Below are 22,094 nucleotides of genomic sequence, written 5' to 3' on the forward strand. Positions count from 1 at the left end.
TTTACATATATTTGATTATAGTTCAGAGACGCAACCAAAATAACCAGGTAACCAGATCCAATAACAAATATGACTACACGTAATTCATGAGCCGGTCTCCCGCCACCAAATCGGGTACCTATATGGCTGCATTCCGTGCTATTGAGAGTACCAAACCGGAAAAAGAACGATTGCTTCATGATCCGTTCGCCGCTGTATTTCTGTCAAAATTCTACCAGCTTTTACTGGCCTGTTGCAGTATTTCACTGTTCCGCAATATCATCACCGCAGGTATACAATTTCGCTGGCCCGGTACTTTCACCGCCGCAGTAGCCAGAACAAAATTAATTGACGACATGATCGTGGATGCGGTCAGAAATGAAGGTGTGAACCAGGTCATTATTCTGCACGCCACATATGATACCAGAGCACATCGCTTAAAGGTAGGCTTACCACTGCATTATGTGGAAATGGACCATCCGGATCTTCAGCATCGCAAACGTACCATGCTGGCCTCATTGAAAGGATTACCCAACGTACCGATAGATTACGTACAATTGAATATGAATACCCAACAGATTTCAGAAGTCATTCCCCAGCTATTCTATCGCCAGCATTATAAAACATTATTTATTTGGGAAGGACTCACCTCCACCATGGAAGCCAAACAAGGAGAAGCGATCTTTCATCACATCAGAAAATTCAGTCCCGGCACACAAGCCATCTTTACCTATGTAGAAAAAGCAGTGCTGGAAAATCCGAAAGCATTTTATGGTTTTGAAAAGGTAAACCGGCTACTCCGTCGCGCCGGTGAAGACTGGGATTTCGGAATGTGTCCGGCCGAACTCCATGCCTATCTTGATGCGCACGATATGAAAGTCCGTTATGATGGTGGTGCCGCAGACTACCGCGCACAATACTTCGGAGAGAAAAGTAAGCAAATGAAAGGCTACGAATATTTCAGGGTAATGAGAGTAGAAGTGAAATAGCAGCCGTATCTTCGGTAAATCATTTTTACCAATCCGCATATGCATATTCACTACTTTCAACATGTGCCTTTTGAAGGATTAAGCTGCATTGCTGACTGGGCGGCCAAAGGAAACCATACCATCACTCATACCCGCTGGTATGAAAATACAGACGCCACTGCACTTGCCAACGCGGAATGGCTCATTATCATGGGAGGTCCAATGGGTGTATATGAACAGGATCAGCATGCCTGGATGTCCAGCGAAATAGCCCTCATCCTGGAGGCTATCCAGCAAAATAAAAAAGTACTCGGTATATGCCTGGGGGCACAGCTGGTAGCTACTGCACTTGGAGCTAACGTATACCCGCATACGCAAACTGAAATCGGCTGGTATCCGCTGGATCTCAGCTTCCAGGATAAGGCCGCACCACTGCAGGCAGTACTGCCGGCACATTTCAACACTTTTCATTTTCACGGCGATACCTTCGATGTTCCTGCCGGCGCTACCCGCTTTGCTGCCTCAGCAGCCTGCAGCCATCAGGCATTCATTTACGGTGACCGTGTAATAGGCCTACAATTTCATATGGAACTCACCCGGGAAAGTTTGCAGGAGATGCTGACTTTTGGTGCTGCTACTATCGCTGCCGGTGGTTCCTTTATTCAAAGTGAAGATAAAATACATCAGCACGAAAACCTGCTGACACAAAATAATGATATCATGTATCGTCTGCTGGATTATATGGCGGCGCTATAAAAAAACTGATTGTATGAATGCTGCGTTTGATGTGCTGATTATAGGTGGAGGTCCCATTGGTCTCGCCTGCGCACTGGAAGCCAAGAGAGCCGGACTTAACTATATTATCATAGAAAAAGGCTGTGTAACAAATTCTCTCTATAACTACCCTTTGTACATGACTTTCTTTTCTACTTCAGAAAGACTGGAAATCGGGAATGTACCTTTTGTATCCATCAATCCCAAGCCTACCAGGCCGGAAGCATTGGAATATTATCGTAGAGTAGCCACTTCTCATCAGCTGAATATAAGGCTGTTTGAAGAAGTGGAACAGGTAATACCTAACGCCGGCGAATATACGATTACCACCAGCAAAGCTACTTATCATACCCGGCACGTAGTGATCGCTACCGGCTTTTATGATATTCCCAATCTGATGCAGATCCCCGGTGAAAATTTACCTAAAGTCACCCATTACTACAAAGATCCTCACTTTTATGCCACACAGGATGTAGTGGTGATAGGCGCGGCTAATTCTGCAGTGGATGCCGCATTGGAAACCTATCGAAAAGGCGCCCGCGTAACCATGGTGATAAAGCAGTCGGGCATCGGTTCCCGGGTAAAATACTGGGTAAAACCGGATATTGAAAACCGTATTAAAGAAGGATCTATCAAAGCATATTTTCACTCCACCTTACAGGCTATCCGGGAACGCGAAGTTGATATTGTAACGCCCGATGGCACCGTCACCATTCCAAATGATTTTGTGATTGCGATGACCGGCTATCAGCCAAACTTCCATTTACTGGAAAAAGCAGGTATTGCTTTATCTGACGACAACATAAAAATGCCGGCATACAATCCTATCACCATGGAAACAAATATGCCCCGCATTTACCTTGCTGGTGTGGTTTGTGGCGGAATGAACACACATGTGTGGTTCATTGAAAATTCAAGAGAGCATGCAGGAAAAATTATCGCACACATTAAGGGAAGCGCATAAGGCATAAAACAAAAGCTATTGAGGCGATTGATTAAAGCGAATAGTAAAGTAGTTACTCGCTTTAATCAATCGCCTCAATAGCTTTTTGCTTTCCGCTTTATGCCTTCAGCATATATTCACTTCTCTCTCCAGCAGCACCCCGAATTTCTCTTCCACACTATCCAGTACCTGCTGAGATAAATCATATATTTCGCTGCCTTTGGCATGGCCATAATTCACCAATACCAGGGCCTGTTTTGCGTGTACCCCCGCGTCACCCTTACGGTAACCTTTCCAGCCACATTGCTCTATCAGCCAGCCTGCTGCCAGTTTGAACTGCTCATCAGCTACAGGATACGCCACCAGCTGCGGGAAAGCAGCATGCAGTGCAGTATACTGTTCTTTGCTGATAGTAGGGTTTTTAAAGAAGCTGCCCGCATTGCCAATCTTTGCAGGATCAGGCAGTTTGGAAGACCGGATGTTAATCACCGCCTGGCTGATAGCCTGTATAGAAAGATCGGATACATTCATCCGTTGCAGTTCTTCATTGATAGCACCATAGCTGGTATTAAAATGCGGCTGTTTACTTAAACGATAAGTAACGGATAAGATAGCAAACTGCTGCCGGTATTCTTTTTTGAAAACACTTTCCCGGTAACCGAAATGGCAATCTGTATTATTGAAGGTAACGATGCTCCTGTCTTTCAGGTGTAAGGCTTCCAGCTCATGAAACACGTCTTTTATTTCCACACCATAAGCGCCAATATTCTGCATAGGACTGGCTCCTACATTACCGGGTATCAGCGACAGATTTTCCAGGCCGGCCAGATTCAATCCTATACAATGCTGCACAAACTGATGCCAGTTTTCCCCTGCTCCTGCTTTCACATATACGTAGTCGTTATCTTCTTTCACTACGGAAATTCCTTTAATTTCATTTTTCAGCAGCCAGCCGTTAAAGTCCTGCGTAAACAGGATATTACTCCCGCCACCCAGGATCATTTGGGGCAACTGTTGTTGTTCGGTAACTTCCCGCAATTCTTCTACAGTCGAAAATGACGCGAAATAACGCGCAACAGCATCGATGCCAAAAGTATTATATGATTTGAGCAGAACATTTTCTGATACCTGCATAATAACCTAAATTTATGGTCAGCAAAGATAACCGCAAATCACTTAGAAATTTCTACATCTCATAATCCATTTTCATGAATAAAACTGCGATTGTCATAGGCGCAACAGGGTTAACAGGAACACATCTTGTGGCAGCGCTACTGCAGGATCCCGCCTTCAGCAAAGTGAAAATACTGATCCGGCAGCCATGGGCGCACGCCAGGCCCCGGTTGGAAAGTATTATCGTAGATTTCGATGATGCAGAACGCCTGGCATCTGCGCTACAGGGTGATGTTCTTTTTTGCTGTATCGGCACTACCATTAAAAAAGCCGGCAACCAGGAAAAATTCAGGGAAGTAGACTATGGCATTCCTGTAAAATGTGCCAGGATAGCATATGAACAAGGCGTATCACAATTTGCGCTCATGTCGTCCATTGGTGCTGATCCCCATGCCCGCAACTTTTATTTACGTACTAAAGGAGAAACTGAAGAAGCCATTCAATCCCTTCGCTTCCGGGGCTTATATATTTTCAGACCTTCCGTATTGATTGGCTCCCGGAAAGAATTCAGGTTAGGCGAAAGGATAGGAAAATATCTTATCCAGCTCTTTTATTTTTTATTACAGGGGAGATGGAAAAAATACCGGGGTATTAAAGCAGCAACCGTTGCCAATGCCATGATAGCCGCCACAAAGCACGCTGATACCGGTGTCAGTATCTTTGAATCCGATGCCATTCAAAGCATGGGGGCTTCATGAAAATCCGAAAATTCAGTCTTATCTTTAGCACGTATGAAAAAATGGGTCCTTCTTCTGGCTGTTGCAGGTATTGCAATGCTTCCCTGTTCTATACGGGCACAGGTAAATAGTTATTTCCCTGAAATATGGAAAGAAAAGCCGCTGCTACATACGGTCACTTCCTCAGATCATCCTTATACGATTCTCGATTACCGTCTGGTAAGAGATTTCAATGTGAGTAAGCAGGATAAAGCCAACAACTGGTCGCACTACAAAACGATCTATAAAAACGTAAAAGTCAATACACAAGCCGCTGCCGATAGTTTGACACAACTGATCATGACAGTAGAGATCAACGAAGCGCTGCGTGGGATGCGCCTGCGGATGCTCGCTCCCAACGGAGAAGCCACCGATCTCAATGACAGGATCAGGATGATTGTACTGAATGATAACCGCAAGGCCCTTGTAGTCAACAACCTCGTACTGCAGACAGGTGCAGAACTGGAATATGAACTGAGCCTGAAAGTAGCATACGATTATGCCAGCTCTGAATACCTGCAATCACCTATTCCCAGCAACCATGTGAGCTTCAAACTGGTGGCTCCTAAAGAGCTGGAATTCCGGTTTAAAACCAGTCCCGGTGTACCTGCCCTCAGCGACAGCATAGCCGGTAATAACCGCTATTATCAGCTGAATATGCAAAATGTGCCGGAACTTAAAAACAGCGACCTGTATTATTACCTTCCACAGCTCATGCGTATTGATTTTGCACTGCATGAGGCGATAGAAGGAAAAGATACTACCCGCATCCGCTGGCAACAATTCGGCGAAGAGGGTTATGTTCCCCTGGTAGCCGTATCCAAAGCGGAATACAAACAATTGGAAAAAGAACTGCAGAAATGGCCATTCACGAAACAACGGATGCCTACCACGCAGATGATCTACCTGGTGGAACAATTTGTAAAAACAAATTTTGAACTCACGCCACCATCTGAAACCGGCGAAACAATGGATCTTATTTCCATTGTCCGTACCAGACGAGCAGAAAAAGTAGGTATGGCCCGCCTGTTAAATGCCGTCTATTACATGCTGAATATCCCCACACAAGTGCTGTTCACTTCTTCCCGTGATAGCCTGTTGCTGGACAGTCAGCTGGTCAACAGACAGCTGGCCAAAAATATATTACTGTATTTCCCTACAACACAGCAGGCACTGGCGCCAACGGATATGGATACACGCTTTCCCTGCTATCCGGCGTTGTGGGCTGGCATACCTGCCCTGCGCTGCCGCGATACCCTCATTGGTCAGGAAAGCAAAGTATTGACCGACTTCATCACTACTCCGATCACACCTTATACCGTTAGTAATATTTCCACAGATGCCACCCTCAAATCAATCACAGACCCGGCCTGGGAGGTGAAGCAATCTTTTGGCGGCTATCCGGGAGCAAATATTAAATCTGCCTTTGGTATCACCGGCAAAACCACGGAAGGAAAGTTCAAAATATACAATGCCCTCTTACCTTTTGAACCAGGTGTGAGAAAACCAACTGCAGTAACAACAGAAAACGAAGTATTCAATAACCGCATGCTGGATAAACCTGTATTGCTGAACAGCACACTGAATACACCATCTCTCGTAGAAAATAAAAATACACAGATCAATATCCATATTGGTCAACTGCTGGGGGGCACCTTGTCTGCTGATATCCCATTGCCAACAGGTACATTACCCATACAGATGTCTTTTCCCTATTACCAGGAAAAAAGAATCAACATACCCATTCCGGCGGGATATAAAGTAGCTAATAAAGGAGATTTTTCGGCAGATATCAGCGATAAAGGATCACAACCGGCATTGGGTTATAAAATGCGCTGCGAACAGGAAGGTAACGTGCTGCATATCTTTATCGTTGAGTGGTACCGGCAAATGGACTTTTACGGGGAAAATAAAAGTATATTCGGACAAATGCTGAACACCATCCGCAAGGTGCAACAGCAGGACCTGGTATTGGTAAAAGAATAGCTCCCTATACACCATCCACATCCGGTATAATCACCACAGAGCGGAACTTTTTCTCCATTTTCAGCTGTATAATAAATTCCTGCAGTACCTGTTTGATATGCGCTATCATTCGGGCTTCACGGGGTAGTTTAATCAGCATTTCCTGCAGATAGTTATTACGTACCCTGGCCACCAATGGGGCGGCGGGACCCACCAGTTGTGTAGCAATATGCGGCTGCAACCAGCTGGCCAGAATCAATGCAGCCTGTTCTGCTACCTGCTGATTTTTATGGCGGATAGTTAACTTCAGTAACCGGAAAAACGGTGGATAACTAAACACCTGTCTTTCTTCAATTTCAGCAGCATACATGGCTTTATAATCATGTGCCATTACATAGTGCAATACCGGATGCCGCGTGTTGCTGGCCTGTATTAATACCTTACCCATACCATGTTTACGGCCGGCACGGCCGCTCACCTGCTCCATCAGCTGAAACGCCCTTTCATTTACCCGGAAGTCAGGAAAGCCCAGTAAGTTGTCGGCGCTCAGGATACCTACCAGGTTCACGTTTTCAAAATCAAGTCCCTTCACCACCATCTGGGTACCTACCAGTATATCAATACTGCGTTCTTCCAGCAGTTGAATCAATTTATTATGACTATCCTTGTTCCGGACGGAATCCACGTCCATACGGGCAATACGGGCTTCCGGAAAAATCTGTTGGAGGTCGTCTTCAATTTTTTCCGTACCAAAACTTTTAGGCTCCAGCGTTTGTGAGCCACAGGCTACGCAGGTATGCACATATGGATAACGGGTACCACAATAGTGACAGGTAAGCTTATCCTGGTTGCGGTGATAGGTCAGCGATACATCACATTGTTTACAATGCGGGATAGTACCACAGGTGGTACATAACAGGAAAGGAGCATATCCACGGCGGTTCTGGAACAGGATTACCTGTTTGCCATCTGCCAGGCTTTGCCCAATGGCATGCTTCAACGCTTCCGTGAAGTTGCCGTCCATGGTCTTTTCCGCCATTTCCTTTTTAATGTCTACTATTTCAATAGCAGGCATCTCTACCCCACCGAAACGTTCATTCAGTTCTACCAGTCCGTACTTTCCCTGTTGTGCATTATAATATGATTCCAGGGAAGGTGTAGCGGAACCCAGCAGCACCTTGGCTTTGAACAGGGCCGCGTAATAGATGGCCGCATCTCTTGCATGATAGCGGGGAGCAGGGTCCTGCTGTTTGTAGGAAGAATCATGTTCTTCATCAAGTATGATGAGGCCCAGATCTTTAAACGGCAACAACAGGCTGGAACGTGCGCCCAGTATAATTTGTATCTCGCCTGTTTTTACCTTGTTCCATATTTCTACCCGCTCATTGTTGTTAAAACGGGAATGATAGATACCTATGCTGCTGCCAAAATGTTTCTGCAGCCGGCGTATGATTTGTGCAGTCAGTCCAATCTCGGGCAACAGGTACAGCACCTGTTTTCCGTTGGCCAGACATTCCTCCATCATCTTCACATATACCTGCGTTTTACCACTGGAAGTTACGCCATGCAACAGGGTTACCTGCTTATCTTTAAAATGGGTACGTACTTCGGCGAGAGCCGTTTCCTGTGCAGGGCTCAGGTCAAAATCGATCTGTGTATCTACCTTACCGGTGGGAACACGATCTACTGTGCGCTTCTCTACCCAGAGAATATTTTTATCTACCAGTCCTTTCAGTTGTGCAGTAGTAGCACCGGACTTTTTCAGTAATTCGTTTTGTAATACACTGCCTTGTGTTTTCAGTAAATGAAGATAGGCCAACAGCAGTTCCATTTGTTTGGGTGCGCGTCCCATATCATTGAACAGCGCTGCCAGTTGTTCTTCTTCCTGGTACTCAGCGTGCAGTTGCACATAGTTTTCTTTCTTCTCTCTATATGCTTCTTTTAACTCCTCATATACCAGCAATACTTTTTTCTCTATCAGTTTTTTGATGACAGAATATACTTCTGATTTATCCAGGATCATCTGTACTTCTTCAATACGCAGCTCTTTGCGGATGTGGAGCGCTTCTGCAATGAGATATTCATCATCATCCAACGCCGTAAAATCATCACCGTAGGCATCGTTGAAAAGCAGGAGGGTTTCGCTGGAAAGCTTGAGGTGAGCGGGAAGTGCAGCATTCAACACCTCTCCTTCTGTACACATATAATAGGAGGCTACCCAGGTCCAGAAAGCTAACTGTGTAGGATATACGACCGGATCGGCATCCAGCATATCCAACAGTGGCTTGGTTTTATAGGGAGGCGCCTGCTCATGAATTGTTTTTACAATCCCTGCATACTTCTTCTGTTTACCCAGCTGCACTGCTACGCGGCTACCGACTTTGAGGGCGGATTCCATGTTTTCAGGAACAGCATATGTATAATTTCTGGGTAAAGCCAACGGCAATATTACATCTGCGTATTTCATCCTATCGGCTGCAGGGTTGGATATTTATGATACTTGCGTAATTCGGTGTCCATGACATCAAACACCTGTTGTTTGAGCGTATTGATATCTTCCATTGTCATTCCTTTTACAGGGATGGCTGGCAGGAATACTACACGGCATTTGCCCGGGCTGATATGCATGGGGCCTTTGTGCGGCAGGCGGTGGCCTGCATCGAGGTACAGCACTGGTTTAATAGGCATCTGCAATTCAATGGCCATACGGAAAGCACCATTATGGAAAGGACGCAGTGGCTGATCGCTTTCATTCGTTGTTCCTTCCGGAAATACGAGTATAGAGATACCAGCTTTCAATGCGGTCATCATTTCACGTACACTTCTGGCCCGTGCAGCTGCATTAGAGCGATCTACCGGTACTACAGAATTTTTATAGATAAATCCGAAGAAAGGGATCTTAGACATTTCCACCTTACCTAAAGGGCGAAAAGGCAGGCGCATCACTTTTACCGCAATGGCTGCATCCAGGTAAGAGCGGTGATTCACCACATAAATGCAGGGATCGTTGTCGCGTTCACATTCGTATTTACGGGTTACCCACATGCCTACCAACGGAAACCAGGTATGCGCCCAGAAGCGCAGAAAATAAAATATAATGTTTCCACCCTTTTGCCTGCCCAGTAAAGAGGCCAGGAAAATAGGCGGCAATATTAAAAACATAATACCAAGGAAGGTGGCAGCGGCGTATATCACATAAATAACACGCAACGGTTTCAATAGAAAATTCATAAACGCCTCTCAATTATAGCGGAAAACTACGACAAAATAGGGAAAGGATAAAGCGGAAAGCAAAAAGCAAAAAGCTATTAAAGCGGATCACCAGAGCGGATAAGCAGCATGTAAAGTGAATCCCCCCTCAGAGATTCGCTTTAATCGCTTTTTGCTTTCCGCCTTATGTCTTCTGCTCAATCGCAATTGCAGCTCCAGTCTTTGTCGAGATCTATACAGGTAATTACTTTGGCGTTTCCGGTATCGCAGGGGGCAAAGACAACCCGCAGGTGCTGTCCTTCACTGGAATATCCTTCCAGTGCATAGGTAGGGCATGGATGGTCAACGGGATTGGATTTCTCCGCGTTTATTTCACCCGATGCGAGAATTTCCTCCACTTCCTTCTTAGTCACCTGACGGCAACCCATCCGACAAATGGCATGTTTTGTATATTCCAGGTGAGCATGACGGTTAATGGCTTCTCCGGCAATAGGTGGATTATTAACAGATCCCCTGGCAATTACCGGTCTGCTGCCGGGAGCAGGAGGTGTAACCGAGTTCTTCCACCATTTCTGCTGCCATCCGGCCAGCAGTAATAATGACAAGAGTAAAACGGGGAGATATTTTTGTATGGACTTCATAATGACAATAGAACGCGGCGCAAAATAGTCAAAATTCCTTACCTAACTATGACATAAAAAGTTCCTACCTTTGCCTCCCTTTATGGAACAGGTAAAAACAGTAGCATTTCATACACTCGGCTGTAAGCTGAATTTTTCAGAAACCTCCACTTTGAGCAGGTTGCTGGAACAGGATGGGTTTGTAAAAACAGAATTTGATAATACAGCAGATGTATATGTTATCAACACCTGTTCGGTAACAGATAATGCTGATAAGGAATGCCGTATGCTGGTACGCCGCATACAGCGCCGCGCACCAGGCAGCATGGTAGTCATCACCGGTTGCTATGCACAGCTGAAACCAGAAGAAATTGCCTCCATAGAAGGCGTGGACCTGGTATTAGGTGCTGCAGAAAAATTCAATATCGCCGAACACCTCAAAACACTCACCAAGGGAGACAGTACTAAAATCTGTTCCTGCGACATTGAGGATGTCAATAGTTTTCATGCCTCTTATTCCCTGAACGACCGAACCCGTACTTTCCTGAAAGTGCAGGATGGCTGTGACTATACCTGCGCTTTCTGCACCATTCCCATGGCCAGAGGTAAAAGCCGCAGTGATAGTGTTGCCAATGTGGTAGAACATGCCCATACACTGGCAGCTACCGGTGTAAAAGAAATTGTGCTCACCGGCGTAAACCTGGGCGATTTTGGAAAAGGATTTGAAGGTGGCAAGAAAAGAGAAGAGTCATTTTTTGAACTGGCACAGGCATTAGACCAGGTAGATGGTATTTCCCGCTACCGTATCTCCTCTATTGAACCTAATTTGCTGACCAATGAGATCATCGAATTTGTGGCAAACAGCCGTAAGTTCATGCCTCATTTTCATATTCCGTTACAGAGCGGCAGCAATGATATACTCGGCCTGATGCGCCGCCGTTACCGCCGTGAACTGTATGCAGAAAAAGTAGCACTGATCAAACAATTCATGCCACACTGCGCCATCGGCGTAGATGTGATCGTAGGATTCCCTTCCGAAAGTGATGCACACTTCCGGGAAACTTACGACTTCCTGAATGAACTGGATGTATCCTATCTCCACGTATTCACCTACTCTGAACGTGCCAATACACATGCACTGGAAATAAAACCAATAGTGCCTGTTCACATACGTAATGAACGCAACAAAATGCTGCGTAATCTCAGTCATAAAAAACAACAGTTCTTCAACGAACAACATCTTGGTCAAACAAGAAAGGTATTGTTCGAATCACTGGGAAAAGATGGTATGATGGAAGGCTACACGGATAATTATGTGAAAGTAACAACACCTTTCCGTCAGGAATGGCATAATCAAATCATAGACTGGGAACTGAGATAGCAGTTAGCCATTAGCTTTTAGCTTTTAGAAAAAATGCAGCGGAGATAAACATATATACTATGTTCTCCGCTGCATTTTTTCTAAAAGCTAAAAGCTAATGGCTAACTGCTGGTTCGCTATTTCGGGAATCCGGGGTCTGCTTTTACTTCTTCCAACTGTTGTGTATGCCTGTTGGTATGTGCAGCATCCAGTAATAATAGCTGATACGCATCAATAGGGCCTAACACCGGGTGATCCATTACATGATTGCGCAGGTCATCTTTGGTGTTGGTGACGTATTCAATGAGTTTATTCCTGGATTCAGTAAAATTTTTAATGGCTTCCGCATTGGAAGAATAGCCGTGTTTCGGCACCCCAAACTCTGGTGCTTTTACTTTGTGGCTGCGGTCTTCCACTCCTTTGATGATCTGCTCATCAGAGGCTTTAATGTCTTTTCTTCTTTCTGGATTGGCAGGTTGTTGCACCAGGTGTTGCTCACCTTCCATGATCGCTTTTTCTATGAGTGTAACGTGTTCTACACATTCAATTACTGACCAGCGATCAGGGGCAGTTTTGTATTCCAGCTGCGCATCTGTGAGTCCCTGAACATCTTTCAGGAGATTGTCCCTGGTTTCTTGTAGTTGGGTAAGAAGTAGTGTTTTATCGTCCTTTACTGTTTTCACAGCTGGCCCCGGAGCTATAAAGCCGGAGAACGTTGCTACGGATAGCAACAGCCATAGTTTTTTCATCATGGATAAATTTTTTAGTGCCAGGAAATTGGAGTCAATAAGTAGCCAGGTAAGTTACGAAAAACCAATGATCTCCAGAAATTCTTCCCGGGTAATAAAACCTGCACCTAAAGAGGCCAGATGAGTGGTATGGACCTGGCAATCGATCATTTTTAATTCGGCTGCATAAGTTTGCACAAAGGTGATAAAAGCTGCTTTAGAGGCATTGCTGACATCTGCAAACATGGATTCTCCAAAGAAGAAGGGACCCGTTCTAACACCATAAAGACCACCTACCAACTGATCATCCTGCCAGCACTCTACTGACATCGCATGTCCTGCTTTATGTAAACGTATATAGGCAGCCTGCATTTCAGGCGTGATCCAGGTACCGGTTTGACCTTCGCGCGGAATACTGCTGCAACGGGAAATTACACCGGCAAAATCTTCATTAAAGGAAATACGGAATATTTTTTTGCGCAGCACCTGCTTCATACTGGCAGATACTTTCAGTTCATCGGGGAATAATACAAAGCGGGGATCGGGGCTCCACCACAGAATGGGTGGTTCATCATACCAGGGGAAGATACCGGAGCGGTAGGCCAGCAACAATCTATCTACCGATAAATCACCGCCCACAGCAAGCAATCCGTCTGGCTCAGAGAGCTGTACAGGAGGAAATATCAGTTGTTTGTTAAGGCGAAAAACGGACATATCGCGGATCAGCTGCCTGCCATTTCTTCAATCGTAACACTCAGCCCTCTTTCCTGCAAAGCTTCACATAAAGGGCGTAGCTTGATGTATTCACCCTGTTTTACGGCATATTTTCCGTTAAAGTGGATAATCATGGCACATTGCTCTGCCTGCTCATGCGTATGCCCACAAACCTCCATCAGGGAAGATATGACCCAATCAAATGTATTTACTTCATCATTCCAGACTACCAGGCTAAACGGATATTGCTCATCTTCCGCCACCAGCACGTCTACCTCTTCTTCAGGTAATCCTTTTGTACTTGTACGATCGCTCATCTTTTAAAAAAGCTTTACACAAAATTACATGGATTATTCGTTAATTTATCCATATTTAAAGCTGGAGTTATCGATTTTGGCATACATCTGAGCATAAAAAATGGTTATAATGAAAGGACTGGTTTTACTGATGGATACGAATTTACCGCTGAAAGATCCTGTACCGATCTTTTCGCTGGTATTGTTTATTATACTGCTGGCACCTATTCTCCTGCGCAAGCTGCGGATACCCAGCATTATAGGGTTGATCATAGCGGGCATGCTGATAGGAGACCACGGTTTCAAAATCATTGAAAAAGGCAGTATTGACCTGTTTGCCAAAGCAGGGTTATTATATATTATGTTCCTGGCGGGCCTGGAACTGGATATGACGGAGTTTCGTAAAAACCGCTACCGCAGCATGGTATTCGGAGCTTTCACCTTTTTCATACCGCTGACCATGGGGTTTGTGGTATGCACCTATGTACTGCATTTTAACTTTATGGCTACCCTGCTGGTTTCCAGCATGTTTGCCACACATACCCTGGTGGCCTATCCACTGGCCAGCAGACTGGGCATCACTAAAAACGAAGCCGTTACCGTAGCGGTGGGCGGCACTATTATCACCGATACAGCCGTATTGCTGATACTGGCCATCATCACCGGAGCACAGGCAGGCAACCTGAATACTTATTTTTGGGTGCGTTTGGGCATTTCCCTGACCATTTTTGCCGTTATTATCCTCTGGCTGATGCCAATGCTCGGCAGATGGTTTTTTAAGAAAATAAAGGACGATAAAACCTCGCATTTCATATTTGTGCTGGCATTGGTATTTGCATCCGCATTTCTGGCCGAACTGGCTGGCGTAGAAGGTATTATCGGGGCATTCCTGGCAGGGCTGGCACTGAACCAGCTCATACCGCATACCTCCCCGTTGATGAACCGTATTGAATTTGTAGGCAATGCCCTGTTCATTCCTTTTTTCCTGATCAGTGTGGGCATGCTGGTAGATCTGCGGGTACTACTCAAAGGTCCCGAAGCCCTCATCATTGCAGGTGCACTCACCATCATGGCACTCAGCAGCAAATGGCTGGCAGCATTTTTCACCCAGCTCGTTTTTAAATACAGTCCTACCCAACGTAATGTCATATTTGGTTTGAGCAGTGCGCACGCTGCTGCCACCATTGCAGTAATACTCATTGGTTACAATATGGGGATTGTAGATGAGCATGTACTGAACGGTACCGTCATCCTCATCCTGATCACCTGCCTGGTGGGATCTTTTGTGACAGAAAATGCCGGCCGCCGGCTGGCAATCCAGGAAGCTGAGAGCAAGCCGGATACACCGGAGCAACCGGAACGTATATTGGTACCCGTGTCTAACCCGGACCGTATTGAAGCACTCCTCGACTTTGCCGTGATGATCAAGGATACCAGTACTTCTACCCCTATTTATCCATTGGCTGTGGTACAGGATAATGAGGAGGCGAAGGAAAAAATACAACTCACCAATAAGATGCTGGAAAAGGCGGTGATTCATGCTGCCGCCACCGAAAGCCCCGTACAGGTAGTGACCCGTATAGATCTGAACGTATCTGACGGTATTACCCGGGCAACGAAAGAATTGCTGATCAGTGATGTGGTTTTGGGCTGGACAGACAGACCCAGCACCACCGACCGCTGGCTGGGCAACATCTTTGGAACTACACTTGATAACGTACTACAACGGGTATGGGAAACAGTATATGTGTGTAACTTCCATTCTCCCCTAAACACCACCAAGAAAATGGTGCTGGTGATGCCGCCCAATGCCGAGTACGAACTGGGCTTCCTGCATTACCTGCAAAAAATGTTTATGCTGGCCAAACAGGCGGGCGCCCGGCTGCTGGTATTCTGTAGTGCAAAAACACAGGTGATTACAGAAGCATTTGCCGAGAAGTCCAAAATGAGCGTAGATCTCAGCTTCCGTCAGTTTGATACCATAGAAGACTTCCTGATTCTTTCCAGGGAAATCACCCGCGATGACCTGGTAGTAGTGGTTACTGCTCGTAAAAGCACGCTTTCCTATCATGCCTACATGGACAGCATTCCGGCTAAACTGGAGCGTCATTTTAAAGATAATAACGTGATCCTGCTATATCCTGAACAAAGAGAATTTAATTCACTGGAGGCGGGCCTCCAACCGGAAGATCTCACACTGGCGCCTATACAGGAACAAATTGCAAATCTGAATAAACTGGGCAAAGCCGTGAAGCGGATATTTAAGAAATAGCGAATTAGCTTTTAGCCATTAGCTTTTAGCTTTTAGAAAAAATGCAGCGGAGAACATAGTATATATGTTTATCTCCGCTGCATTTTTTCTAAAAGCTAAAAGCTAATGGCTAAAAGCTAATCTTCAATTTGCCCCGGAAACAGGTTCCCCTGGATTGTGTTATATTTATAGTAATCAAAATAATCTCCCATGGCAAAACAAATGTCTGTCATTCCCTTTACGGGAAAACTCGGCCCTCTCATTGGGTATAAGCGCAATGGCAACTACTTTCTGCGCAGCATGCCCGAAAGCGTGCAGCAAACGGCTGCTACCCGCCGCGCATCCAGGCGCTTTGGCATCGCCAGCAGGAAAGGCGCTTTTATCCGTAAGGCTTTCTACGGCCACCTGGATATCCATTGCGATGGTGGCCACATCAATCGGCTCAACAGGGTACTCATTGCTGCCGGCGATCATCACGAAGCCATCACAGGCTTCCGATTCAATCAGCATACCGGCGTAGATCGTTTTTTTACGGTGGCACCCCGCCTTTTCCCTAACGGGGTATTAAATATTCCCGCACAAACCATCGCCGGGTATAAAGGCATTGCTGCACTGGAAGTAAAAGTGATCGCAACGCGTATTGATTTTATATCACGTCAGGTGGCGGGTAGCGAAACGGTGACGCTAATAATAGATTCCGATACTACTTTCCAGGAAACAAATGTTTCGCTGGATGTACCCGGAGAAGGTTCACTGGTAGTCGTTTTCCAGGTAAGAGCCCTATACAAAGACGGCCCATCCGGCAACAGACAATATATGGCCGCCGATATTATTGCGGTGGCAGCGCCACAGGTACCTAAATATGCTCATAAACGCACTTACCCCAAGCGGACGAAATTGCTTCCCAAACTTACCTATACACACGCATATCCAGCCGTCATTCAACTGGAATAAAGCGCTCCTGCCCCCGGAGATATTTTGATGAATAAACCCTTTATACCTGCTTCCTTTAAATAATATATCTCTTTCCGCAGCTACCCCCTAATAGGGAAGCAGCCCTGCTATGGCCAGTGCTGACCTCCATCCATTTGCTGATGCAATTTCATCCCCGTTATACACCCTGAACTCATCCCCGCATCAAGTCCACCTCTCCTGCAGGGCTTCTATAGGTACTAAGCGGGTGCTAGGCATAGCATAGCCGGATGCTACATAATGAAAAGGTAATGCTGACTATAATGATGGGGGCTTAATGCACTATATCTTAAAAGCGTATTTAGAGACAACGAAGATAAAAGTCATTCTAAAATATCCGTAATGAAGGCTTTCGTGCAGCTGGCAGGCTTAGAGCTGTAGCATTTTTCCTTTATAGATTGACTAAACTGTATGCTTAAAATTCACACTATCCCCAAGCTTTCAGCTTGATCCATAGTATATATTGCTATCTCCGCTGCATTTTTTCTAAAAGCTAAAAGCTGATGCCTAAAAGCTAAAAAGGTCCCGCATTTCTGCAGGACCTTTTCAATTTGTGTGTAGTGTGGGAGCTACTGGATTCGAACCAGTGACCCTCTGCTTGTAAGGCAGATGCTCTGAACCAGCTGAGCTAAGCTCCCGAAGATCTTTAAGGGTGTGTGATGTAGTGTGGGAGCTACTGGATTCGAACCAGTGACCCTCTGCTTGTAAGGCAGATGCTCTGAACCAGCTGAGCTAAGCTCCCTCTAAAGATCTTTGGAAAAAAATGTCAAAAAAACGGATGTGGGAGCTACTGGATTCGAACCAGTGACCCTCTGCTTGTAAGGCAGATGCTCTGAACCAGCTGAGCTAAGCTCCCTTTTTGTTTCTTACCGATCGTCCCTTTTGTTCGATGGGATTGCAAAGGTATAAACTATTCTTATTCTACCAAATATTTTTTGAAAAAAGAGTAAAAAATGAGTTGAACACATACAGACAAACAGATCCCAAACCCTTTACCACAAAACATTTCAGGGAAAATAAAATTTCAATTTTCTGAAATAAAAAAGAGCACATGCTTTTGCACTTACATATATTTTGCATCAATAATGTGCAGGTAAGACCACTGTTTGGGAAGATAAAAAACAGTGGATGAAGAAGTACATGCATCTTGTTATAATCAACTGCATTAAATAAAACAGGGCCGGCCTTTAACCGGCCAGCCCTGTCAACAAATTTTATTCATTTAAATACGCTTCAGCCTAAGCTGATAAGTACACTCCTTACTTCTTTTTCTTCTTCTCCGCTTTTTTCACAAAGCCACCTTCAAAGAAACATTTAATGCCTCTATACGCGCCACAGCCGCCAATTTCACGGATATTTACACGGCCGGATGAAAACTGAAATGAAATCCCACAGGAAGATTCTTTGTCTTTGTATTCTCCCCTGTTGCCCGCTAAATAATGACCTTTACCGCTCAGTTCTCCTTTACAGTTACCATTATCTTTTGTGAAAGTAATAAAGAACTGGAAAGTCTTTCCATCTTCCCCATCCCGGATAGATACAATGTTCATATCTCCGGAAGTGTAATCACCGGAAAATTTATTCTTGCGTGGCAGGGTGTCAATAGGGTTAAATATCTGCCCGGCATTCGTTGGCCCGTTAGAGTTAGTCATAATGAGCGTTACGGTGCCATCTGCATTTACCATATAGAAGTCCTCTTTCAGGGCACTACGGGTACCGGAGAGCCTTTTCTCGCTGCTGATTTTAATCACATTTTTGCTGTCCAGCTGCAATGACATCAGCGTGCCGTCCGGACTACCGGTATTGGCTACACGGATCCGGTTCAGGTATTTCCCTTTCTTGTTCAGGAAGCAGAGATAGCCGACTGACTGTGACTTCCCTTCCGCCTTTACCACCATATAATTCACAGCATTGCCGGGGATACGTTGCAGGGGAAAGTAGTCCACCTTTTCACTTTTGGAGAAATCACCTTTGGTCAGCGTATCTGTTAAAAACCGCATCGCTGCAGTGTCCAGTGCCAGGGAGTCCGCCATTTCCAGCTGCAGCGTATCAGCTGTGAGCTTATAAGGCAGGGTGCCAGGCGTAAATAATGCCTGGAAGTCTTCAAATGTCATTGGTTCATCGCCACTGCCTGGCTTCTTCTTCGATTTGCAGGCTGCTAAAACACCAATTGCCAGTAATAATAAAAGGAAACGCTTCATTAGAAAAGTTAGTTCTGGGCGAAAAGTTAGATATAATTTTTATATGTGAGCCCTAAAAATCAAAAAACATACCGGATAGGAAAAAGTTCGGATTTATTATTTAGATTTGTCTAAATAATATTTTAGATAACATGAATTTATCGGTTTCGGAGGAAAACTATATCAAATCCATTTATAAACTGCAGGAAGGCGATGAAGCGGTGAGCACAAATGCACTGGCCTATGAACTGGATACCAAACCGGCATCGGTAACAGACATGGCTAAAAAGCTGAAAGAGAAAAAGCTGATCGAATATGAGAAATACCAGGGTATCATCCTATCTCCGGAAGGCAGAAAAGCAGCATTACAAATTGTAAGACGCCACCGCCTGTGGGAATGTTTCCTCGTAGATAAACTATCTTTTAGCTGGGAAGAAGTACACGAACTGGCGGAAGAGCTGGAACATGTACGCAGTGAAAAACTCACCAACCGCCTCAGTGATTTCCTGGGCAACCCCGTAATAGACCCACACGGCGACCCTATCCCGGATGCCAATGGCAAACTGGCCAAACCACGACCACAAACCTCGCTGGATCAGGCCAATGCTAAAAGACTGGTAGTAACGGCCGTTAGCGACCAATCTACCGCTCTATTGGCTTTCCTGAATGCCAAAGGCATTAAGCTGGGCACCCAGCTGGAAATTGTAGCCCATTACGAATACGATAACTCTATTGAAATAAAACTGAAACAGCATCCGGCCATCACCATCAGTGAGCAGGTAGCTAAACATATTATGGTAAGACCCGTTTAAACATTACGAATAAGGAACTCCAGTATACTATGAGCATCGAGCACACACATTCATCAACATCGTTAAGTGAGGTACATCAGAGTGTAGAAACCAGCGGAAAATCCAAGTGGAAAAAAATCTTCGCCTTCTTTGGGCCAGCCTATCTGGTAAGTGTAGGTTATATGGATCCCGGCAACTGGGCCACAGATCTGGCCGGCGGCAGTCAGTATGGTTATAAACTGCTTTGGGTACTCCTCATGAGTAACCTGATGGCGCTGCTACTGCAAAGTCTCAGCGCCCGCCTGGGCATTGTACGCGGCCGTGACCTCGCCCAGGCCAACCGTGAAACTTATCCTCCTGTTATCAATTTCATTTTATACGTACTCGCAGAAATTGCCATCGCTGCCACCGACCTGGCAGAAGTACTCGGTATGGCCATCGGTATTCAGTTGCTCACCGGCCTCCCACTCATCTGGGGTGTTAGTCTCACCGTACTGGATACCTTTCTCCTGCTCATCCTGCAGCGTTACGGCATCCGTAAAATGGAGGGATTTATCATCTCCCTGGTAGCCATTGTAGGCGCCTCCTTCCTGGTAGAACTCATCCTCGTGAAACCACAAATGGGCGAAGTAGTGAAAGGCTTCATTCCTTCCCTTCCCGATAATACCGCTCTCTATATTGCTATTGGTATTATAGGCGCCACCGTTATGCCGCATAACCTATACCTGCACTCCGCACTGGTACAAACCAGGAAAATAAAAAGAGATGATGCAGGCATTAAGCAGGCTATCCGCATGAACTTCCTGGATAGCACCATTGCCCTTAACCTCGCATTCCTGGTAAATGCAGCGATACTCATACTGGCCGCCGCCGTATTCTTTAAAAGCGGACGCACAGATGTAGCTGAAATACAGGACGCACATAAATTACTCGATCAGTTGCTGGGCAGCAAACTGGCCCCCATACTCTTTGCGGTAGCGTTAATTGCGGCAGGTCAGAGCTCTACTGTTACCGGCACCCTCGCCGGACAAATAGTAATGGAAGGTTACCTACGACTGCGCATCAATCCCTGGTTACGCAGACTTATTACCCGACTACTTGCCATCATCCCTGCGTTGCTAACCATCATCATTGCGGGCGACAACGAAGTAGGCGCGCTGCTGGTGTTTAGCCAGGTGCTACTCAGTCTGCAACTTGGCTTCGCCATTATTCCGCTGATTCATTTTGTAAGCGATAAAAAAACTATGGGCATCTTTGCCATCTCTACTACCACCAAAATTTTCAGCTGGGCCGTCACCATTTTATTGGTGTACCTTAATATGCGGATGGTATTTACAGAAGCCATCAGCTATATGACCGGTACAGGAAATATTCTGGTAGATGGACTCATACTGGCAGGTTGCGCCGGTTTTATCGTGCTGCTTTTCATCACCATCATTTACCCGCTGCGCAGCCGTTACCGTGAAGATGCTGCCGCAGGCATCCACACTACCCAGGTATCCCTTGGCGATATGGAAAATCCGGTCTACAACCGCATTGCTATGGCACTCGATTTCACTACCAAAGACAGGGAAATTGTCACCAACGCCATTGCTCACGGTAACGAACACACGCAGTACGTACTCATTCATATTGTGGAAAGTGCCTCTGCCAAATACTTCGGCCACGACTCCGATGACCTCGAAACACGCCGCGACCAGGAACAGCTGAACACCTATCTGGCATTGCTGAAAAGTCGCAACATCGAAGCAAAAGGTGTACTCGGCTTTCGCAGACGTGCCAGGGAAATTGCACGCATCGTAAAAGAAGAAAACTGCGATTTCCTCGTTTTGGGCGGACACGGGCACAAAGGCTTTAAAGACTGGCTTTACGGCGAAACAGCCAACCAGGTAAGACATCAGGTGAAAGTACCGGTACTGGTGGTACAATGGTACCAGGAAGCAAGCAGTAAATAATGGATGTTTAAAATTCAACGCAGTCATTTTATGCAGCATCTCTTTAAACCCGGTGATACCAAATATTTCAGCCGCCTGGTGCGGGCAGAAGATTGCGCCGGCTTCGACAGCGGCAACGTACATCCGGTTTATGCCACCTTTGCACTGGCAAGAGACGCAGAATGGTGCTGCCGTTTATTTGTACTGGAAATGAAAGACGATACAGAAGAAGGAATAGGCAGCCGGCTTACAGTAGATCACCTGTCTCCCGCACTCATAGGCAGCGAGGTAACATTTACCGCTACTATCACCAGTATACATCATCACGAAATCACCTGCAGTTATGAAGCAGTATCCAACGGCAGGATCATCGCCAGCGGCATACAGGTACAGAAAATATTAAAGAAAGAAAAACTGGAGCGGCTATTTGCGGGATTAACATGAGTTTTTGTCTTTCCCAGGATTATACTGATTTAGCTGATTTTCCAGATTTTGTTTTTACAGGATTAAAAAAGATGAG

19 protein-coding genes and 3 tRNA genes are annotated in these 22,094 nt (G+C 45.6%); 11 read left to right on the forward strand and 11 right to left on the reverse strand.

Going from position 1 to position 22,094, the window contains the following annotated elements; translation table 11 throughout:
• Nucleotides 1–86: 86 nt before the first annotated feature.
• The 3 genes from AB4Z08_RS29530 to AB4Z08_RS29540 are packed head-to-tail and all read left to right on the forward strand — an operon-like array spanning nucleotide 87 to nucleotide 2,685.
• Nucleotides 87–968 carry a class I SAM-dependent methyltransferase gene (locus AB4Z08_RS29530; RefSeq protein WP_441577389.1) on the forward strand — a complete coding sequence of 294 codons (882 nt, stop codon included), beginning with the start codon at nucleotides 87–89 and terminating at the stop codon, nucleotides 966–968.
• Between the two features lie 39 nt (nucleotides 969–1,007).
• Nucleotides 1,008–1,703: a type 1 glutamine amidotransferase gene (locus AB4Z08_RS29535; protein ID WP_441577390.1), complete on the forward strand. Its 696-nt coding sequence runs from the start codon at nucleotides 1,008–1,010 to the stop codon at nucleotides 1,701–1,703.
• Nucleotides 1,704–1,716: 13 nt separating this feature from the next.
• Entirely contained in the window at nucleotides 1,717–2,685 is a 969-nt protein-coding gene (locus AB4Z08_RS29540) for a YpdA family putative bacillithiol disulfide reductase (protein WP_441577391.1), read from the forward strand.
• Nucleotides 2,686–2,790: 105 nt separating this feature from the next.
• Here the strand turns inward: AB4Z08_RS29540 and murB are convergent, their stop codons facing one another.
• Nucleotides 2,791–3,798: a UDP-N-acetylmuramate dehydrogenase gene (gene murB, locus AB4Z08_RS29545; RefSeq protein ID WP_441577392.1), complete on the reverse strand. Its 1,008-nt coding sequence runs from the start codon at nucleotides 3,796–3,798 to the stop codon at nucleotides 2,791–2,793.
• Nucleotides 3,799–3,872: 74 nt separating this feature from the next.
• Between murB and AB4Z08_RS29550 the strand changes: the two genes are divergently transcribed.
• Together AB4Z08_RS29550 and AB4Z08_RS29555 are read left to right on the forward strand one after the other, a co-directional pair.
• Nucleotides 3,873–4,535: an NAD(P)H-binding protein gene (locus tag AB4Z08_RS29550; protein ID WP_441577393.1), complete on the forward strand. Its 663-nt coding sequence runs from the start codon at nucleotides 3,873–3,875 to the stop codon at nucleotides 4,533–4,535.
• 33 nt (nucleotides 4,536–4,568) lie between these two features.
• Nucleotides 4,569–6,539 carry a hypothetical protein gene (locus AB4Z08_RS29555; protein WP_441577394.1) on the forward strand — a complete coding sequence of 657 codons (1,971 nt, stop codon included), beginning with the start codon at nucleotides 4,569–4,571 and terminating at the stop codon, nucleotides 6,537–6,539.
• A gap of 4 nt (nucleotides 6,540–6,543) precedes the next feature.
• Here the strand turns inward: AB4Z08_RS29555 and priA are convergent, their stop codons facing one another.
• From priA to AB4Z08_RS29570, 3 genes are all read right to left on the reverse strand, one after another.
• Complete coding sequence (gene priA, locus AB4Z08_RS29560; RefSeq protein ID WP_441577395.1) at nucleotides 6,544–8,985, reverse strand: replication restart helicase PriA; 2,442 nt, start codon at nucleotides 8,983–8,985, stop codon at nucleotides 6,544–6,546.
• Nucleotides 8,982–9,749 (reverse strand): lysophospholipid acyltransferase family protein, encoded by a 768-nt coding sequence (locus AB4Z08_RS29565; protein ID WP_441577396.1) that lies wholly within the window; start codon nucleotides 9,747–9,749, stop codon nucleotides 8,982–8,984. Before AB4Z08_RS29565 ends, priA begins: the two co-directional genes overlap by 4 nt.
• Before the next feature lie 176 nt (nucleotides 9,750–9,925).
• A complete protein-coding gene (locus tag AB4Z08_RS29570; RefSeq protein WP_441577397.1) occupies nucleotides 9,926–10,369 on the reverse strand; it encodes a DUF4258 domain-containing protein in 444 nt (147 codons plus the stop codon).
• 70 nt (nucleotides 10,370–10,439) lie between these two features.
• Between AB4Z08_RS29570 and mtaB the strand changes: the two genes are divergently transcribed.
• The gene (gene mtaB, locus AB4Z08_RS29575; RefSeq protein WP_441577398.1) at nucleotides 10,440–11,729 is read left to right on the forward strand and encodes a tRNA (N(6)-L-threonylcarbamoyladenosine(37)-C(2))-methylthiotransferase MtaB; all 1,290 of its coding nucleotides are present in this window, start codon (nucleotides 10,440–10,442) and stop codon (nucleotides 11,727–11,729) included.
• 116 nt (nucleotides 11,730–11,845) lie between these two features.
• Here the strand turns inward: mtaB and AB4Z08_RS29580 are convergent, their stop codons facing one another.
• Genes AB4Z08_RS29580 through AB4Z08_RS29590 form a run of 3 tightly spaced genes read right to left on the reverse strand, consistent with a single transcriptional unit; the run spans nucleotide 11,846 to nucleotide 13,467 of the window.
• On the reverse strand, nucleotides 11,846–12,460 hold the full coding sequence (locus AB4Z08_RS29580; RefSeq protein WP_441577399.1) for a DinB family protein: 615 nt from the start codon (nucleotides 12,458–12,460) through the stop codon (nucleotides 11,846–11,848).
• A 51-nt stretch (nucleotides 12,461–12,511) separates the two neighbouring features.
• Nucleotides 12,512–13,150 (reverse strand): leucyl/phenylalanyl-tRNA--protein transferase, encoded by a 639-nt coding sequence (gene aat, locus AB4Z08_RS29585; RefSeq protein WP_441577400.1) that lies wholly within the window; start codon nucleotides 13,148–13,150, stop codon nucleotides 12,512–12,514.
• An 8-nt stretch (nucleotides 13,151–13,158) separates the two neighbouring features.
• A complete protein-coding gene (locus tag AB4Z08_RS29590; protein ID WP_441577401.1) occupies nucleotides 13,159–13,467 on the reverse strand; it encodes an ATP-dependent Clp protease adaptor ClpS in 309 nt (102 codons plus the stop codon).
• A 109-nt stretch (nucleotides 13,468–13,576) separates the two neighbouring features.
• On the opposite strand from AB4Z08_RS29590, the gene AB4Z08_RS29595 reads away from it, so the two are divergent.
• Together AB4Z08_RS29595 and AB4Z08_RS29600 are read left to right on the forward strand one after the other, a co-directional pair.
• Complete coding sequence (locus tag AB4Z08_RS29595; protein WP_441577402.1) at nucleotides 13,577–15,718, forward strand: cation:proton antiporter; 2,142 nt, start codon at nucleotides 13,577–13,579, stop codon at nucleotides 15,716–15,718.
• Nucleotides 15,719–15,907: 189 nt separating this feature from the next.
• A complete protein-coding gene (locus AB4Z08_RS29600) occupies nucleotides 15,908–16,651 on the forward strand; it encodes a hypothetical protein (protein ID WP_441577403.1) in 744 nt (247 codons plus the stop codon).
• A 581-nt stretch (nucleotides 16,652–17,232) separates the two neighbouring features.
• Here AB4Z08_RS29600 and AB4Z08_RS29605 read toward each other — a convergent pair.
• The 4 genes from AB4Z08_RS29605 to AB4Z08_RS29620 form a co-directional block, all read right to left on the reverse strand.
• Nucleotides 17,233–17,307 (reverse strand) — tRNA-Val (locus AB4Z08_RS29605).
• A 29-nt stretch (nucleotides 17,308–17,336) separates the two neighbouring features.
• A tRNA-Val gene (locus AB4Z08_RS29610) sits at nucleotides 17,337–17,411 on the reverse strand.
• Nucleotides 17,412–17,450: 39 nt separating this feature from the next.
• A tRNA-Val gene (locus tag AB4Z08_RS29615) sits at nucleotides 17,451–17,525 on the reverse strand.
• Between the two features lie 403 nt (nucleotides 17,526–17,928).
• A complete protein-coding gene (locus AB4Z08_RS29620; protein WP_441577404.1) occupies nucleotides 17,929–18,870 on the reverse strand; it encodes a hypothetical protein in 942 nt (313 codons plus the stop codon).
• Nucleotides 18,871–19,001: 131 nt separating this feature from the next.
• Here AB4Z08_RS29620 and AB4Z08_RS29625 point away from each other — a divergent pair, with 131 nt between their 5' ends.
• From AB4Z08_RS29625 to AB4Z08_RS29635, 3 genes are read left to right on the forward strand one after another with little or no spacing between them, the layout of a single operon-like run.
• A complete protein-coding gene (locus AB4Z08_RS29625) occupies nucleotides 19,002–19,661 on the forward strand; it encodes a metal-dependent transcriptional regulator (protein WP_441577405.1) in 660 nt (219 codons plus the stop codon).
• Nucleotides 19,662–19,690: 29 nt separating this feature from the next.
• Nucleotides 19,691–21,595, forward strand: coding sequence for an Nramp family divalent metal transporter (locus tag AB4Z08_RS29630; RefSeq protein WP_441577406.1), 1,905 nt, complete (start codon nucleotides 19,691–19,693; stop codon nucleotides 21,593–21,595).
• 30 nt (nucleotides 21,596–21,625) lie between these two features.
• Nucleotides 21,626–22,018, forward strand: a complete 393-nt coding sequence (locus AB4Z08_RS29635; protein WP_441577407.1) for a thioesterase family protein — start codon at nucleotides 21,626–21,628, stop codon at nucleotides 22,016–22,018.
• The last annotated feature ends 76 nt before the right edge of the window (nucleotides 22,019–22,094 follow it).

Origin of the sequence: Chitinophaga sp. RAB17, assembly GCF_052114225.1 — a bacterium.
Taxonomy (GTDB): Bacteria; Bacteroidota; Bacteroidia; order Chitinophagales; family Chitinophagaceae; genus Chitinophaga.